A 14,826-nucleotide genomic window follows, 5' to 3' on the forward strand; every position below is an offset into this window, starting at 1 on the left:
GGAAATCCATGCAATTTCGTCCGCTGCACGACCGCGTGCTCGTCCGCCGTATCGAAGCCGAAGAGAAGACGGCCGGCGGCATCATCATCCCCGACACCGCCAAGGAAAAGCCGCAGGAAGGTGAAGTTGTCTCGGTCGGTTCGGGCGCCCGCGCCGACGACGGCAAGGTCACCCCGCTCGACGTCAAGACCGGCGACCGCATCCTGTTCGGCAAATGGTCGGGCACCGAAGTCAAGGTCGACGGTGAAGAGCTGTTGATCATGAAGGAATCGGACATCCTCGGCGTCATCGCCTGAGCCTGATCCGTCGCCGCCGCGGCTGCGGATGGCGATTCTCGAATGAAGTTACGCAGTTTTCTGCCATTTATTGAAGGAGCATCCACATGGCTGCCAAGGACGTTAAATTTTCGCGCGACGCGCGCGAGCGCATTCTGAAGGGTGTCGACATCCTCGCCGACGCCGTCAAGGTCACCCTCGGCCCCAAGGGCCGCAATGTCGTGATCGACAAGAGCTTCGGCGCCCCCCGCATCACCAAGGACGGCGTCAGCGTCGCCAAGGAAATCGAACTGAAGGACAAGTTCGAGAACATGGGCGCGCAGATGCTGCGCGAAGTCGCGTCGAAGGCGAACGACAAGGCCGGCGATGGCACCACCACCGCGACCGTGCTTGCCCAGGCAATCGTGCGCGAAGGCATGAAGTCGGTTGCCGCCGGCATGAACCCGATGGATCTGAAGCGCGGTATCGACCTCGCGGTCACCAAGGTCGTCGAAGATCTGAAGGCGCGTTCGACCCCGGTTTCGGGTTCGTCCGAAATCGCGCAGGTCGGCATCATCTCGGCCAACGGCGACACCGAAGTCGGTGAAAAGATTGCCGAGGCGATGGAAAAGGTCGGCAAGGAAGGCGTGATCACCGTCGAGGAAGCCAAGGGTCTCGAATTCGAACTCGACGTCGTCGAAGGCATGCAGTTCGACCGCGGCTATCTGTCGCCCTATTTCATCACCAATCCGGAAAAGATGATCGTCGAACTGACCGATCCCTATATTCTGATCTTTGAAAAGAAGCTGTCGAACCTGCAGTCGATGCTGCCGATCCTCGAAGCCGTGGTGCAGTCGGGCCGTCCGCTGCTGATCATCGCCGAGGACATCGAAGGCGAAGCGCTGGCGACCCTCGTCGTCAATCGCCTGCGCGGCGGCCTGAAGGTTGCCGCGGTCAAGGCGCCGGGCTTCGGCGATCGCCGCAAGGCGATGCTGCAGGACATCGCGATCCTGACCAAGGGCGAAATGATCAGCGAAGATCTGGGCATCAAGCTTGAATCGGTCACGCTGAACATGCTCGGCCAGGCGAAGCGCGTCACGATCGACAAGGACAACACCACCATCGTCGACGGTGCGGGTGAAGCCGAAGCGATCAAGGGCCGCGTCGAACAGATCCGCGCGCAGATCGAAACCACGACCAGCGACTATGACCGTGAAAAGCTGCAGGAACGTCTGGCGAAGCTCGCCGGCGGTGTTGCGGTGATCAAGGTCGGCGGCGCGACCGAAGTCGAGGTGAAGGAACGCAAGGATCGCGTCGACGACGCGCTGCACGCGACCCGCGCTGCGGTCGAAGAAGGCATCGTCCCCGGCGGCGGTACCGCGCTGCTGTACGCGACCAAGGCTCTCGACGGCCTCAAGGGTGCCAACGACGACCAGACCCGTGGTATCGATATCGTCCGCAAGGCCATCGAGACCCCGCTCCGCCAGATCGCGGCCAACGCCGGTCACGATGGTGCGGTTGTCGCCGGCAACCTGCTGCGCGAAAACAACCAGGACCAGGGCTTTAACGCCGCGACCGACGTCTATGAAAATCTGAAGGCTGCCGGCGTGATCGACCCGACCAAGGTCGTGCGCACCGCGCTTCAGGACGCCGCGTCGGTGTCGGGCCTGCTCATCACCACCGAAGCGGCGGTGAGCGAGCTGCCCGAAGACAAGCCCGCCATGCCCATGGGCGGCGGCGGCATGGGCGGCATGGGCGGCATGGACTTCTAAAAGTCTTGAGCCGTTCGGCGCACAGCCAACGAAAAGGGGCCGGGGGAGTAATCCTCCGGCCCTTTTCTTTTCTTTCCCCTCGTCACCCGGGAATTGGGGCGACGGGACATTGCCAGTTAAGGCGATGCAACCTAGCTACGGCATCAATGATGTTTGCCTTCGCCCTCATCTTGGCCCTGCTCACCGATCCCTCTGCGGCCGCGCCTCCCGCAGCGCCGCCGCCGGTCGAACGCTGCGGCTACCGGATCGTCCAGTCCTTTCCGCACGACACCTCGTCCTTCACCCAAGGCCTCTTCTGGCACGATGGGCATCTCTATGAAGCGACGGGCCAATATGGGCGGTCACGCGTCGCGCGGCTCGACCTCCAGACTGGCAAGGCGCTAGCCGAAACCCCGCTGCCGGCGGACCAGTTCGGCGAGGGCATCACCCGCTGGGGCGACCAGATCATCGGCGTGACCTGGCAGAGCGGCATCGGGCACCGCTGGCGTATCAAGGATCTGAAGCCCACGGGGACCTTCCGCTATGACGGTGAGGGGTGGGGGGTAACGATGGTCGGCGACGCGCTGGCGCTCAGCGACGGCACACCCGACCTGCGCTTCCTCGATCCCGCAACGATGACCGAAAAGCGGCGCGTGACGGTGCGCTTCGCGGGGCGGCCCGTGGCGCGGATCAACGAACTCGAGACGATCGACGGCCAGATCTGGGCGAACGTCTGGATGACCGATTTCATCGTCCGCATCGACCCCGCGACCGGCGATGTCGTTTCGCTCGTCGACCTGTCGGGCCTGAAGGCCGACGCGGGTGCCAGCGGAACCGACAGCGTGCTCAACGGGATCGCCTGGGATGCGAAGGCCAAGCGGCTCTTCGTCACCGGCAAATATTGGGCCAAGCTCTACGAGATCGCGCTCGCAAACTGCCGCTAGCCACGTAGCGCCGTTTCCATCCGCCCCGCCGCAGCGTCATAGAAGCGCGCCCTCAGCCCGGCCGTCACAGCCTCAGGCGCGCGGTCGGGATGCCCTCCGACAAAGGGCGGGGCAGGGTCATATTCGATCGCGAGCTGAATCGCCTGCGCAACGGCGTCGCCGTGCATCCGTGCAATCAGCGTCAGCGCGAAGTCGAGGCCCGACGTGACACCGCCGCTTGTTACCAGATTTCCGTCCTCGACGACGCGGCCCGGTTGATGCTCGGCACCGACCAGCGGCAGCAGTTGGGTATAACCCCAATGCGTCGTAGCACGCTTGCCGGCGAGCAGTCCGGCGCGGCCGAGCAGGAAGGCGCCCGTGCAGACGCTAGTGACCCACCTGGCCCCCGCCGCCTGCCGGGCGATAAAATCGATCGTCGCGGCATCGCCCAGCGCTTCGGCGACCCCATGCCCGCCGGGCACGCATAAGATGTCGGCTTGCGGCGCCGACGCAAAATCATGTGTCGGCATGATCGCGAAACCGCTGTCGGTCGGGATCGGCCCGAGGTTGGCGGCGGCGCAGGCCAGCACCGCCCCCGGCATCCGGCTGAGCGCCTGTGCGGGCGCAGTGAAATCGAGCTGGGTAATGCCGGGAAACAGCAGGAAGACGATAGTGGTCGCGGGCGTGTCGGTCATCGGATGGTCCTTCGCTAATGGTGGATCACCCAGGCGCGCGGCTGACGGGCATTGCTGCCGGCCCCGCTTCCCGATGGGATTCCATCTTCAGCGCCAGTTGCGAGGCTCGCCGAATCTAGCGTTTTGGGCGCCTAACTGAAAGCCTATTTGTCCGCGCTGTCGGCGGCTGCCGGATCGGGTGCGGGCGTGTTGTCGCGGCTTTCGAGCATCGCGGCGGCATCGTCGAGCGCCTTGGCCTCGCTGACCGTTACGCCGCCCGGACCGGGCTCGTTGTCGGTACGGCTGCACCCCGCCGCAGAACCCAGCAATGCCAGCGCCACGGCCGATATTCCAAACCTGTTCATCGCTGCGCTCCCATGAAAAAGGGCTCCATCCTGCGGATGGAGCCCCTATATCAGCCCAAAGGCAAACCGACGACTTACTGCTTGTCGTTGGCTTCGGCTTTGGCGGTTTCTTCGGCGATCTTGTCGCCAGCTGCGTCGGCGGCGTCGCCTGCAGCGTTGACCGTGCCTTCGACGGCGTTGCCGGCGTCGTCGGCGGCTTCGGCGGTCGCGTCGGCGGCATCGGCGGCGCCTTCGGCCATCGCGTCGCCAGCGGCTTCGACATCTTCGCCAGCGGAGTTAGCGGTGTCCGCAGCGGCGTCCTGCGTCTTTTCCGAGCAGGCGGCGAGGCTGAAGGCGGCGGCGGCCATCGAAGCGATAATGATCTTGCGCATGGGTTTCCTTTCGAATGCAATGGCCAGCTGGGGCCATAAGGGTGAGACCTAACGGCCGATCCGCGGCTTGGCAACCGCGCTGCTGCACGGCGGGTGACCGCGAGTCGGCCGCAAAAGAAAAGGGGCCGCCGGCGCACCAACGACCCCTTCCTATCTGTCAGCCTGCAAAGGCCGGATAGAAGCTTACTTCTTGGCTTCTTCCATCGCGCCCTTGGCAGCGTCGGCCGCTTCCTTGGCGGCGTCGGCAGCTTCGGTCGCCTTGTCGGCGGCAGCGGCGGTGTCGCCGGCAGCGGCGGCATCGCCAGCCGCGTCGGCAGCAGCCGCAGCGTCACCGGCAGCAGCCGTCGCGTCGGCAGCGCCTTCGGCGGCTTCCATCGCGCCGTCAGCGGCGCCTTCGACCGTCGCCGTGTCTTCGGTCGTGGCAGCTGCGTCGTCGGCAGCCTTTTCGGCGCAAGCGGCGAGGCCGAGCGAAGCGGCGAGGACGAGCGACAGAGTGATCGATTTCTTCATCTGGGAATACCCCTCTCAATGGACTGATCGACCGGCACAGGAACAGATCGATCCCGACAATTGCCAATCGCAGGCAGAATTACTGTGTCGCCAAAAGGGGCGCAACGACCTTTTTGGTTCACCTCCCGCCTTTCATCGCAATCGCACCGACAGCCGTCAGCGTACCGCGGAAATCACGGCACAACGTCTGGTTGACCAGATATAAAGAAAGCTTTATATGTAGATTGGTGAGCGAGCTGATCGACATTTTCCGTGCCCTTGCGGATCCCACGCGATTGCGAGTCGTCGCTCTGCTGCGCGCGATGGAGCTGGCGATTGGCGAGTTGGCGGTCGTCTTAGATCAAAGCCAGCCGCGCGTCTCGCGGCATGTCCGTATCCTCGTCGAAGCGGGAATTGTCGAGCGGCGGCGTGAGGGAAGCTGGGTATTCCTGCGCATTGCGTCAGGCGGGCCCGTCGCCGAGATCATTGCCCAAGCCGACAAATGGCCGTTTTCGGCGCGGGAGATGCGAGTGATCATGCATGATGCGCGCCGGCTTGCGGCGGTGCGCGCCGAACGCGCAGCGGCCGCCGAGCGCTATTTCGCCGAACATGCCGCCGAATGGGATGCCATCCGCTCGCGCCATGTGGCCGAAAGCGAGGTCGAGGCCGCGATGCTCGCGATGATGCACAACCGGCGGCTCGGCCATCTTCTCGACATCGGCACCGGCACGGGCCGGATGGCGGAGATTTTCGCGCCGACCGCGCGGCGCATCACTGCGCTCGACCGCAGCCCTGAAATGCTGCGCATCGCGCGCGCCAAGCTGGAGGGCCAATCGGTTCCGGTCGATCTGCTTCAGGGCGATTTTCTGGAGTTGCCGGTGGCCGACGCAAGCGTAGACAGCGTCGTCATTCACCAAGCGCTGCATTTTGCGCATGAGCCCGATCGCGTGATCGCCGAGGCGAGCCGGGTGCTGCGCGGCGGCGGGCACTTGCTGATCGTCGATTTCGCGCCGCATGAGGACGAGGAATTGCGCACGCTGGCGGCGCACGCGCGCCTCGGCTTTTCGGACGCACAGATTCGCGGCTGGTTTGCCTCGGCGGGCCTGCTGCTCGAGACCACGCAGACGCTCGAAGGCGGGGAGCTGGCCGTCAAATTGTGGCTCGGCCGCCGCCGGAGCGATCAGGATCAACCCCCCGTCAGCGATGGCGGACAGAATAAAAGGCTTGCCGCATGACTTCGACCCTCGACGCGCTGGCGGAAGCGCGCCGCGCCGCCGCGTCGCCGCTTTTCGCGAATCTCGACGGCGATGTCGGCGTCAGCTTTGAATTTTTCCCGCCGAAGTCGGAGAAGATGGAGGCGCAGCTGTGGGACACGTTCCGCACGCTCGAACCGCTCGCCCCCAGCTTCGTGTCGGTCACCTATGGTGCCGGCGGATCGACGCGCGAACGGACCCATGCGACGGTCGCGCGCATCGCTGCGGAAAGCCATGTGCCGCCCGCGGCGCACCTGACCTGCGTCGAGGCGTCGCGCGCCGAGATCGACGAGGTCGCGCGCGCCTATTGGGACGCGGGGGTTCGCCATATCGTTGCGCTGCGCGGCGATGTGCCGGGCGGCGAGCCCTATCGCGCGCACCCGGACGGCTACGCCAATGCGGTCGAGCTGGTCGCGGGGCTGAAGGCGATCGCGCCGTTCGACATCTCGGTTGCCGCCTATCCCGAAGTCCATCCCGACGCCGATTGCCCGCAGGCCGACCTCGACAATCTGAAGCGCAAGCTCGACGCCGGTGCAAACCGTGCGATCACGCAGTTTTTCTTTTCGCCCGACAGCTTTCTGCGCTTTCGCGATACTGCGGCAGCGGCGGGAATCGACGCGCCGATCATCCCCGGAATTCTCCCCGTCTCGAACGTGTCGCAAACGCGGCGGATGGCCGACATGTGCGGCACCGCGATCCCGGCGTGGATGGTATCGCTGTTCGACGGGCTCGACGACCATCCCGCGGCGCGCCAGCTGGTCGCGGCGACGATCGCCGCCGAAATGTGCCGCCGCCTCTATGCGGGCGGCGTGCGCGATTTCCACTTCTACACCCTCAATCGCGCCGAACTCAGCTATGCCATTTGCCACTTGCTGGGGTTGCGGCCGGTATCCGCACGGAAGGATCAGGCAGCATGACGCCCAATGCGACACAGAGCGCCCGCGACGCCTTGGTGGCCGCCGCAAAGGAACGCATCCTGCTCACCGATGGCGGCTGGGGCACCCAAATCCAGAACCGCAAGTTGACCGAGGCCGATTACGCGGGTTCGCTTGGGCTGACGCACGACCAGAAAGGCAATAACGATATCCTCGCGCTGACGCGGCAAGATGTCGTGACCGCGATCGGTGAGGCCTATCTTGCCGCGGGATCGGACATCGTATCGACCAACACCTTCAGCGCCAATCGGATCAGCCAGGCCGATTATGGCGCCGAGGCTTTGGTAGCGGACATCAACCGCGAAAGCGCGCGGCTGGGGCGCGAAGCCGCCGACAAGTTTCAGGCGCTCGACGGCCGCCGCCGCTTTGTCGCAGGCGCCGTCGGGCCGACGAACAAGACGCTGTCGCTGTCGCCCGACGTCAACAACCCCGGCTTTCGCGAGATCGATTTCGACGAATTGAAGGACGTCTATCTGGAACAGGTGGTCGCGCTCGCCGAGGGCGGCGCGGACTTCATCCTGATCGAAACGATCTTCGACACGCTGAATGCCAAGGCGGGGATCGCCGCGACGCTGGAAGCCGAAGCGAAGGTCGGCCGCGAACTGCCGCTGATGATCTCGATGACGCTGACCGACCTGTCGGGACGCAACTTATCGGGGCACACGGTCGAGGCCTTCTGGTATGCGGTGCGTCACGCGAAGCCGCTGACGATCGGGCTCAATTGCTCGTTCGGCGCCGCACAGCTTCGCCCGCATGTGAAGGTGCTGTCGGACATCGCCGACGCGCTGGTGATGGTCTATCCGAACGCGGGCCTGCCCAACGAACTCGGCGAATATGACGAGCTGCCCGAGACCACGGCCGAACTCGTCCGCGAATGGGCAGAGCATGGCCAGGTCAACATCCTTGGCGGCTGCTGCGGTTCGACGCCCGCGCACATCGCGGCGATGGCAAAGGCGGTTGAAGGACTGGCGCCGCGGCGGATTCCCGAGGTTCCGGTCCGCACGCGGCTCGCCGGGCTGGAGCCATTCACGATGGCGGCCTAGTCGTCATCCCAGCGAAAGCTGGGATCGGTTGCAATCGAAGCCGACCGCTAGAATTCACCCGGTCCCAGCTTTCGCCGGGACGACGAGGATTATATGACCGAAACCCTTTCCTCCTCCTCCTCCTCCTCCTCCTTCGTCAATATCGGCGAACGCACCAACGTCACGGGCTCCGCGGCGTTCAAGAAGCTCATCCTCGCCGACGATTATGCCGCGGCGGTCGAAGTCGCGCGCCAGCAGGTCGAGAACGGCGCGCAGGTCATCGACGTCAATATGGACGAAGGCCTGCTCGACGCCGAATATGCGATGACGACTTTCCTGAAGCTCATCGCCGCCGAGCCCGACATTGCGCGCGTGCCGGTGATGATCGACAGTTCGAAATGGAGCGTGATCGAGGCGGGGCTGAAATGCGTTCCCGGTAAGCCGATCGTCAATTCGATCAGCATGAAGGAAGGCGAGGCGCAATTCCTCGACCATGCGAAAAAGTGCATGGTCTATGGCGCCGCGGTCGTCGTGATGGCGTTCGACGAGGTCGGGCAGGCCGATACCAAAGACCGCAAGATCGAGATTTGCGAGCGCGCTTACAAGCTGCTGATGACCATCGGTTTCCCGCCCGAGGACATCATCTTCGACCCCAATATCTTCGCGGTCGCCACCGGCCTCGAAGAGCATGACAATTATGCCGTCGATTTTATCGAGGCGGTGAAGGAAATCCGCGTCCGCTGCCCGCACGTGCATTTTTCGGGCGGCCTGTCGAACCTGTCGTTCGGGTTCCGCGGAAACGAGACGGTGCGACGCGCGATGCACAGCGTCTTCCTTTATCATGCGATCCCCGCCGGGCTCGACATGGCGATCGTCAACGCCGGTCAGCTCGACGTCTATGACACGATCGATGCCGAACTGCGTAACGCGTGCGAGGATGTTATCCTCAACCGCAAGGTCGAGGGCGAGGCCGAAAGCCCGACCGAACGGCTGATCGCGCTCGCCGAACGCTACAAGGGCACCACCGCCGCGCAGGAGAAAGCCGCCGAGGAATGGCGCGGGTGGGAGGTCGCCAAGCGGCTTGAACATGCGCTGGTCAAGGGCATCGACGCCTATATTGTGGGCGATACCGAGGAGATGCGCCTGGCCATGGACCGTCCGATCGAGGTGATCGAGGGGCCGCTGATGGACGGGATGAACGTCGTCGGCGACCTGTTCGGATCGGGCAAGATGTTCCTGCCGCAGGTGGTGAAATCGGCGCGCGTGATGAAGAAGGCGGTCGCGCACCTGCTGCCCTTTATCGAGGCTTCGAAAGAGCCCGGCGCGAAAGGCAAGGGCAAGGTCGTGATGGCGACGGTCAAGGGCGACGTCCACGACATCGGCAAGAATATCGTCGGCGTCGTGCTGCAATGTAATGGCTTCGAAATCGTCGACCTCGGTGTGATGGTGCCGTGGAGCAAGATCCTGGAAGCGGCGAACGAGAATGATGCTGACATGATCGGCCTCAGCGGTCTCATCACCCCCTCGCTCGACGAGATGGTGACGGTGGCCGAGGAAATGCAGCGCGCGGGCATGACGATGCCGCTGCTGATCGGCGGCGCGACAACATCGAAAGTGCATACCGCGCTGCGTATCGATCCCGCTTATCAGGGGCCGGTGCTCCACGTCCTTGACGCCAGCCGCGCCGTCGGCGTCGCGACCGCGCTGGTCAGCGACACCGGGCGCGACGCCTATGTTCAAGGTTACAAGGACGATTACGCCCATATCCGCGACGTGCGCGCGGGCAAGGGGCAGAGCGTGCTCCACACGCTCGAGGAGGCGCGCGCCAACTATTACGACGCCTATTTGAGCGACAAGCCTGCGCCCCCGCTTGAGCCCGGCCTCCACCGCTTCGACGATTGGTCGCTCGCAGAGCTGCGCGATTATATCGACTGGACGCCCTTCTTTCGGGCGTGGGAACTCCACGGCACTTGGCCCTCGATCATGGACGACGAGGTGGTCGGCGAAACCGCCCGGGCGCTCAAGGCCGATGCCGATGCGATGCTCGACCGCATCATCGGAGAAAAATGGCTGACCGCGCGCGGCGTCTGCGCCTTCTGGCCGTGCGCGCGGCACGGCGACGATGTCGTCATCCACCTCGCCGAGGAGGAGCGCCATGTGACGCTGCCCTTCCTGCGCCAGCAGATCAAGAAAAGCCGCGACCGTGCCAATATGTGCCTGGCCGATTTCATCGATCCGGCCGGCGACTGGATCGGCGGCTTTGCGGTCGGCATTCACGGGATCGAGCCGCATTCGGAGCGGTTCCGCGCCGACAAGGACGATTATTCGGACATTTTGCTGAAAGCACTCGCCGACCGTTTCGCGGAGGCCTTCGCCGAACGGCTGCACCAGCATGTCCGCACGACGCTCTGGGGCTATGCGCCGGGCGAGCAGCTGACCAACGAGGCGCTGATCAAGGAGGAATATCGCGGTATCCGCCCGGCGCCGGGTTACCCTGCGTGCCCCGACCATAGTTTGAAGCCGATCCTGTTCGACCTGCTCGGCGCCGGCGAGAATGCAGGACTGGTGCTGACCGAAAGCTTTGCGATGCTGCCGACCGCGGCGGTTAGCGGCTTTTATTTCGGTCATCCCGAAAGCCAGTATTTCGGGGTCGCGCGGATCGGCAGCGACCAGCTGGAGGATTATGCGCGGCGGCGCGGGGTCGACGTCGACACCGCGACGCGCTGGCTGCGCCCCAATCTGGATTGATGCCAGGTTCGTTTTAGACCCGGCGCGGGAGCGTCGTCCCCAGCCGTTTCAGGATCGGCGTCGCCATCGGGATCGTCAGCATCGTGCTGCCGATCGCCATCAACAGCAGGGCGGTGAACGCCGCGTTGGTGATGATCGCCTTGTCGAGCAGGATGTTGGCAAAGATGATCATGATCAACGCCTTGGTTTGCAACAGCCAGCCGATCAGCATCGCTTCGTCACGCGACCAGCCCAGAAGGCGCCCGGCGAGGGTGGTCGCGGTGAGCTTTCCGGCCACCGCGGCGAAAAGCAACAGCGCCGCGACCCCGAAAACCACAACCCCGCCGACGTCCCATTCGGTCCGCAGTCCGGTCGAAAGAAAAAACACCGGCATGACGGTCAGCAACACGATATTGCGGAAACGGTCCATCGCATCATGGCCGAACCACTGAGCGTCCAGTACGGCCCCGGCCAGAAAGGCGCCGACCATATAGTGCAGCCCCGACCAGTCGCCCGCCAGCCCGCACAGGATCAGCCAGATCAGCCCCACCGCCCAGCGATCCGCCCCGGCCAGTCGGGGCATCAGCCGCCGTATCAGCCATGCCGCGACGGCAAAGCCGATCAGAAACATCAATTGCCGGCCGATCCGTTCCCAATCGACAAGGATCAAGGCAAGGACGCCCCAGATCGCAACATCGTCCAGGCTGGCATAGCGCAGAATCCGCTGCCCGATCGGCTGACGAAAAATCGCCAGCTTTTCCATCAGCAGGACAAGGATCGGCAGCGCGGTGACCGAGCAGGCCATGCCGATTCCGGCGACGACCTGCCAGTGGGCGCCCGCAGCACCGCTCCACCCGGGAAAGCGCAGGATCAGGAGTGCCGCGGCGGCGCCGAAGGCGAACGGCACACCGAGCGCCAGAGTTGCGGTAACGGCCGTTTCGCGCCGATGTCTCCATGCTTGTCCGATGTCGAGTTCGATCCCCGCGATCCAGACGAACATCATCACCGCCCACCAGGCGATACCGTTCAGCGATGCGACCACTTCGGGCCGGAAAACAAAGCCATGATAGTCTGGAAACGCCGCGCCGAGAACACCGGGACCGAGCAGGATTCCGCCGACGATCTGAACGATCACCAGCGGTGCCCAATAGTCGGTACGAAAAACGCGCCAAAAAGCCCATGGCACGGCAAAGATGATCAGCAAGGCGATCAGGAATACTTCGGTATGCGTCACACCCACCCCCTGAGCGATTTGGTGGACGCTATGATCGAGACCTGCTTGCGACAAGCAGGAATAGCTATGTTAACCTCCGTCGCACCGTTGTTCCGTGTCGGGACAGCCGCCCGGTTAACCAGCTTCGCGAAGGACGGACGCGCCGGAAAGCGCTAAGCGGTGTAAATGGTCAAGTCGATCCTCCTCCGGCCGCTGTTGCCGCTGCTGACTCTTCCGCTGCTTTTGGCGCCGACGCCATCACCCGCGCAGAGTGGCGGCGCGCCCTATGATGTCGATGGCAGAGGCTTTACGCGGCTGCAGGATGCGGTCGATGCGATCGGTGAGGGCGAAGGCACGATCCGCATCGCTCCGGGCTATCACCGCGACTGCGCGGTGCAGACCACAGGGCGCATTGCCTTCGTCGCCGCCGAACCGGGCCGCGCGATCTTCGACGGCGTGACGTGCGAGGGGAAGGCGGCGCTGGTGCTGCGCGGCGACGGTGCGCGTGTCGACGGGCTGGTGTTCCAGAATATGCGCGTTCCCGACGGCAATGGCGCCGGGATTCGCCTCGAGACGAGCGACCTCGATGTCGTGAATGCGATGTTCCGCAATAGCGAGCAGGGCATTTTGACCGCCGACGACCCGGAAGCGACGCTGACGATCGACCGCTCGACCTTTTCGCGGCTCGGCCGCTGCGACCGCGGCCTCAGTTGCGCACACAGCGTCTACACCGGCATCTATGGCCGCGTGACCGTAACCCGCACGCGCTTCGAAAAGGGCAGCGGCGGCCATTATCTGAAAACGCGCGCGATCCAGGTCGATGTCAGCGACAACAGCTTCGACGATACGCAGGGCACAGGCACCAATTACATGATCGATCTGCCGTCGGGTTCGGTGGGGCGGATCGCGAACAATATGTTCGTGCAGGGGCGCGACAAGGAAAATTATTCGGCCTTCATCGCGGTCGCGGCCGAGGAGCGCAAAAATTCTTCGCGCGGGCTGGTGATCGAGGGCAACCGAGCCAGCCTTCCCGCGGGGATGGACCGTCGATCGGTGTTCGTTGCTGACTGGAGCGGAGAGGCGCTGGCGATCGGCGCGAATGAGCTGGGGGCGGGGCTTACGCGCTTTGAGAAGCGCTGAACTGACCCTCAGAACCCGTTTGTGTCGAGCGAAGTCGAGACACGCGAGGCCATGCACGACATCAACGCGTCTCGACTTCGCTCGACACAAACGGAGTATAGGTAGGGCTTAGGCCTCCCCGCGCGTTTCGATGAGCGAGGCCGCGAGCGCTTCGGCGGGGGTCTTGCCGCCCCACAGCACGAACTGGAACACCGGGTAAAAGCGTTCGCATTCGTCGATCGCGCTTTCGACGAGCGTTTCGGTAAGGTCGAGCGGCAGCGCGGCGTCGGCGCCCAGCAGCATCCCGTGGCGATAGAGGATCGTGCCGCTGTTCGACCATAGCTCGAAATGGCCGAGCCACAGCTGCTCGTTGATCATCGCCAGCGCCTCGTGCGCGACGGCGCGCTTGTCTTCGACGACGCGGATGTCGGGAAAGGCGAGGAGTTGGATCACGCCGTCATCGGCGCGCCACACCGCGCGCAGTTCGTATGCCGTCCAGCTTCCCTGTGCGGTCGCGACGATCTCGTCCTCGCCGACCATCTCGTGCGGCCAGTCGTGCGCGGCAAAATAGGAGGCGAGCATGTCCATCGGCGCCGCGTCCTGGCCGTCGTCGTCTTCGTAAATATCGTCACTCATGGTGGGCGCTTTAGCGCGTGTTTAATCGGGTGGCGAGTCATCGACGCAAAACGTCGCCCCCGCGAAGGCGGGAGCCGCCATCTGCCTTTTTCTGCGCCGCCAAGTAAACCGACAGTGGCCCCCGCCTTCGCGGGGGCGACGTCTCACTTTGCCTTGGGTACTGCCTTGGGTTTGGGCGCAGACGCAGTCTTCGTCGCAGCCTTCGGCGCCGCCGCTGCCGGCTTCGCCACGCCTTCCAACTTGTCCAGCCGCGCCTTAAGCGCTTCGGCATCGGCGCGCGCGGTGGCGGCCATCTGTTTCACCGCGTCGAATTCCTCGCGGCTGACGAAGTCCATGCGGCCCACAAATTCCTTCGCGCGCTCGCGCATGGCGGCTTCGGCCTCGCGACCGGCGCCGGCGACGGTTCCGGCGATGCCGTTCATCATCTTGGCGAGATCATCGAAAAAGCGGTTTTCGCTCTGCATGTCTGATATTCCTTCGTCGGGGACAGCCCCTTGCCTTACCTTATCTGGGTGCTGGCGGCGGCGGGAACAAGGGTTTCGGCATCGGGATTGCGCTGGTCGATCTGGAAATTCAGGATCGAGGCGAAGCTGAGCCAGACCATATAGGGGACGAGCAGCCACGCCGCAGCCTTGCGGATCGGCGCAAAGGCGAATGCAGTTGCGATCGTCACCATCAGGATGAAGATGATCAGGTATAGCGCCTTCGTCACCTCATGCTGGCCGAAAAACAGCGGCGACCAGGCAAAGTTGGCGATCAGCTGGACGAAGAAGAGCAGCAGCGCAAAGCCGCGCCCCTTCGCCCCGCGCGCGTGCAGGATCATCGCCAGCGACAGCCCCAGCATGATGTAGAGGATCGGCCAGACGACGCCGAACACCCACCCCGGCGGGGTGATCGACGGCAGGTCGAGCGCGGCGAACCACCGATTGTCGTAACCGCTGTTCGAAAGCACGCCCATCAGGCTGCCGATCAGGACGATGGCGGGCACGGTGACGAGCGCCCAGCGAAGGTAGGACATGCGAAGCTGGCCTTGCGTTGCGATTTCGGTCATGTCGGCAATATCCCCCACCGGCGAATCCGTTGCATTTGTGTCG

Annotated in this window: 17 protein-coding genes and 1 riboswitch; of the genes, 9 read left to right on the forward strand and 8 right to left on the reverse strand. The window is 64.2% G+C overall.

Annotated elements, in window-relative coordinates; all coding sequences use genetic code 11:
* Positions 1 to 8: 8 nt before the first annotated feature.
* The 3 genes from groES to VSX77_RS10080 all read left to right on the forward strand — a co-directional run bounded on the left by groES (position 9) and on the right by VSX77_RS10080 (position 2,949).
* Complete coding sequence (gene groES / locus VSX77_RS10070; RefSeq protein ID WP_338424471.1) at positions 9 to 296, forward strand: co-chaperone GroES; 288 nt, start codon at positions 9 to 11, stop codon at positions 294 to 296.
* Positions 297 to 382: 86 nt separating this feature from the next.
* On the forward strand, positions 383 to 2,026 hold the full coding sequence (groL, locus tag VSX77_RS10075; RefSeq protein ID WP_338424472.1) for a chaperonin GroEL: 1,644 nt from the start codon (positions 383 to 385) through the stop codon (positions 2,024 to 2,026).
* A 149-nt stretch (positions 2,027 to 2,175) separates the two neighbouring features.
* The gene (locus tag VSX77_RS10080; protein ID WP_338424473.1) at positions 2,176 to 2,949 is read left to right on the forward strand and encodes a glutaminyl-peptide cyclotransferase; all 774 of its coding nucleotides are present in this window, start codon (positions 2,176 to 2,178) and stop codon (positions 2,947 to 2,949) included.
* On the opposite strand, the gene VSX77_RS10085 is transcribed toward VSX77_RS10080, so the two are convergent.
* The 4 genes from VSX77_RS10085 to VSX77_RS10100 form a co-directional block, all read right to left on the reverse strand.
* Complete coding sequence (locus VSX77_RS10085; protein WP_338424474.1) at positions 2,946 to 3,623, reverse strand: DJ-1/PfpI family protein; 678 nt, start codon at positions 3,621 to 3,623, stop codon at positions 2,946 to 2,948. The genes VSX77_RS10080 and VSX77_RS10085 overlap by 4 nt on opposite strands.
* 20 nt (positions 3,624 to 3,643) lie before the next feature.
* A riboswitch (ZMP/ZTP riboswitch) is annotated at positions 3,644 to 3,734 on the reverse strand.
* Positions 3,735 to 3,766: 32 nt separating this feature from the next.
* The gene (locus tag VSX77_RS10090) at positions 3,767 to 3,967 is read right to left on the reverse strand and encodes a hypothetical protein (protein WP_338424475.1); all 201 of its coding nucleotides are present in this window, start codon (positions 3,965 to 3,967) and stop codon (positions 3,767 to 3,769) included.
* A gap of 74 nt (positions 3,968 to 4,041) precedes the next feature.
* Complete coding sequence (locus VSX77_RS10095) at positions 4,042 to 4,338, reverse strand: entericidin EcnAB (protein WP_338424476.1); 297 nt, start codon at positions 4,336 to 4,338, stop codon at positions 4,042 to 4,044.
* Positions 4,339 to 4,521: 183 nt separating this feature from the next.
* Positions 4,522 to 4,848, reverse strand: a complete 327-nt coding sequence (locus VSX77_RS10100; RefSeq protein ID WP_338424477.1) for a hypothetical protein — start codon at positions 4,846 to 4,848, stop codon at positions 4,522 to 4,524.
* On the opposite strand from VSX77_RS10100, the gene VSX77_RS10105 reads away from it, so the two are divergent.
* The 5 genes from VSX77_RS10105 (at position 4,832) to metH (ending at position 10,785) form a co-directional block, all read left to right on the forward strand.
* The gene (locus VSX77_RS10105) at positions 4,832 to 5,053 is read left to right on the forward strand and encodes a hypothetical protein (protein WP_338424478.1); all 222 of its coding nucleotides are present in this window, start codon (positions 4,832 to 4,834) and stop codon (positions 5,051 to 5,053) included. The genes VSX77_RS10100 and VSX77_RS10105 overlap by 17 nt on opposite strands.
* 22 nt (positions 5,054 to 5,075) lie before the next feature.
* A complete protein-coding gene (locus tag VSX77_RS10110; RefSeq protein ID WP_338427255.1) occupies positions 5,076 to 6,062 on the forward strand; it encodes an ArsR/SmtB family transcription factor in 987 nt (328 codons plus the stop codon).
* Positions 6,059 to 6,997 (forward strand): methylenetetrahydrofolate reductase, encoded by a 939-nt coding sequence (gene metF / locus VSX77_RS10115; RefSeq protein ID WP_338424479.1) that lies wholly within the window; start codon positions 6,059 to 6,061, stop codon positions 6,995 to 6,997. The genes VSX77_RS10110 and metF overlap by 4 nt, the downstream gene beginning before the upstream one ends.
* Positions 6,994 to 8,058 (forward strand): homocysteine S-methyltransferase family protein, encoded by a 1,065-nt coding sequence (locus VSX77_RS10120; protein ID WP_338424480.1) that lies wholly within the window; start codon positions 6,994 to 6,996, stop codon positions 8,056 to 8,058. Before metF ends, VSX77_RS10120 begins: the two co-directional genes overlap by 4 nt.
* A gap of 93 nt (positions 8,059 to 8,151) precedes the next feature.
* Positions 8,152 to 10,785, forward strand: coding sequence for a methionine synthase (gene metH / locus VSX77_RS10125; protein ID WP_338424481.1), 2,634 nt, complete (start codon positions 8,152 to 8,154; stop codon positions 10,783 to 10,785).
* Positions 10,786 to 10,798: 13 nt separating this feature from the next.
* On the opposite strand, the gene VSX77_RS10130 is transcribed toward metH, so the two are convergent.
* Positions 10,799 to 11,998, reverse strand: a complete 1,200-nt coding sequence (locus VSX77_RS10130; RefSeq protein WP_338424482.1) for a cation:proton antiporter — start codon at positions 11,996 to 11,998, stop codon at positions 10,799 to 10,801.
* A 165-nt stretch (positions 11,999 to 12,163) separates the two neighbouring features.
* On the opposite strand from VSX77_RS10130, the gene VSX77_RS10135 reads away from it, so the two are divergent.
* Positions 12,164 to 13,117: a right-handed parallel beta-helix repeat-containing protein gene (locus VSX77_RS10135; protein WP_338424483.1), complete on the forward strand. Its 954-nt coding sequence runs from the start codon at positions 12,164 to 12,166 to the stop codon at positions 13,115 to 13,117.
* Between the two features lie 108 nt (positions 13,118 to 13,225).
* Here VSX77_RS10135 and VSX77_RS10140 read toward each other — a convergent pair whose 3' ends face one another.
* The 3 genes from VSX77_RS10140 to VSX77_RS10150 all read right to left on the reverse strand — a co-directional run bounded on the left by VSX77_RS10140 (position 13,226) and on the right by VSX77_RS10150 (position 14,783).
* Positions 13,226 to 13,732, reverse strand: coding sequence for a YbjN domain-containing protein (locus VSX77_RS10140; protein ID WP_338424484.1), 507 nt, complete (start codon positions 13,730 to 13,732; stop codon positions 13,226 to 13,228).
* Positions 13,733 to 13,875: 143 nt separating this feature from the next.
* Positions 13,876 to 14,196, reverse strand: a complete 321-nt coding sequence (locus VSX77_RS10145; protein ID WP_338424485.1) for an accessory factor UbiK family protein — start codon at positions 14,194 to 14,196, stop codon at positions 13,876 to 13,878.
* 35 nt (positions 14,197 to 14,231) lie between these two features.
* Positions 14,232 to 14,783, reverse strand: a complete 552-nt coding sequence (locus VSX77_RS10150) for a TspO/MBR family protein (RefSeq protein ID WP_338424486.1) — start codon at positions 14,781 to 14,783, stop codon at positions 14,232 to 14,234.
* Positions 14,784 to 14,826 lie beyond the last annotated feature (43 nt).

It is taken from the genome of Sphingopyxis sp. TUF1 (assembly GCF_036687315.1).
In the GTDB taxonomy this organism is placed as follows: domain Bacteria; phylum Pseudomonadota; class Alphaproteobacteria; order Sphingomonadales; family Sphingomonadaceae; genus Sphingopyxis; species Sphingopyxis kveilinensis.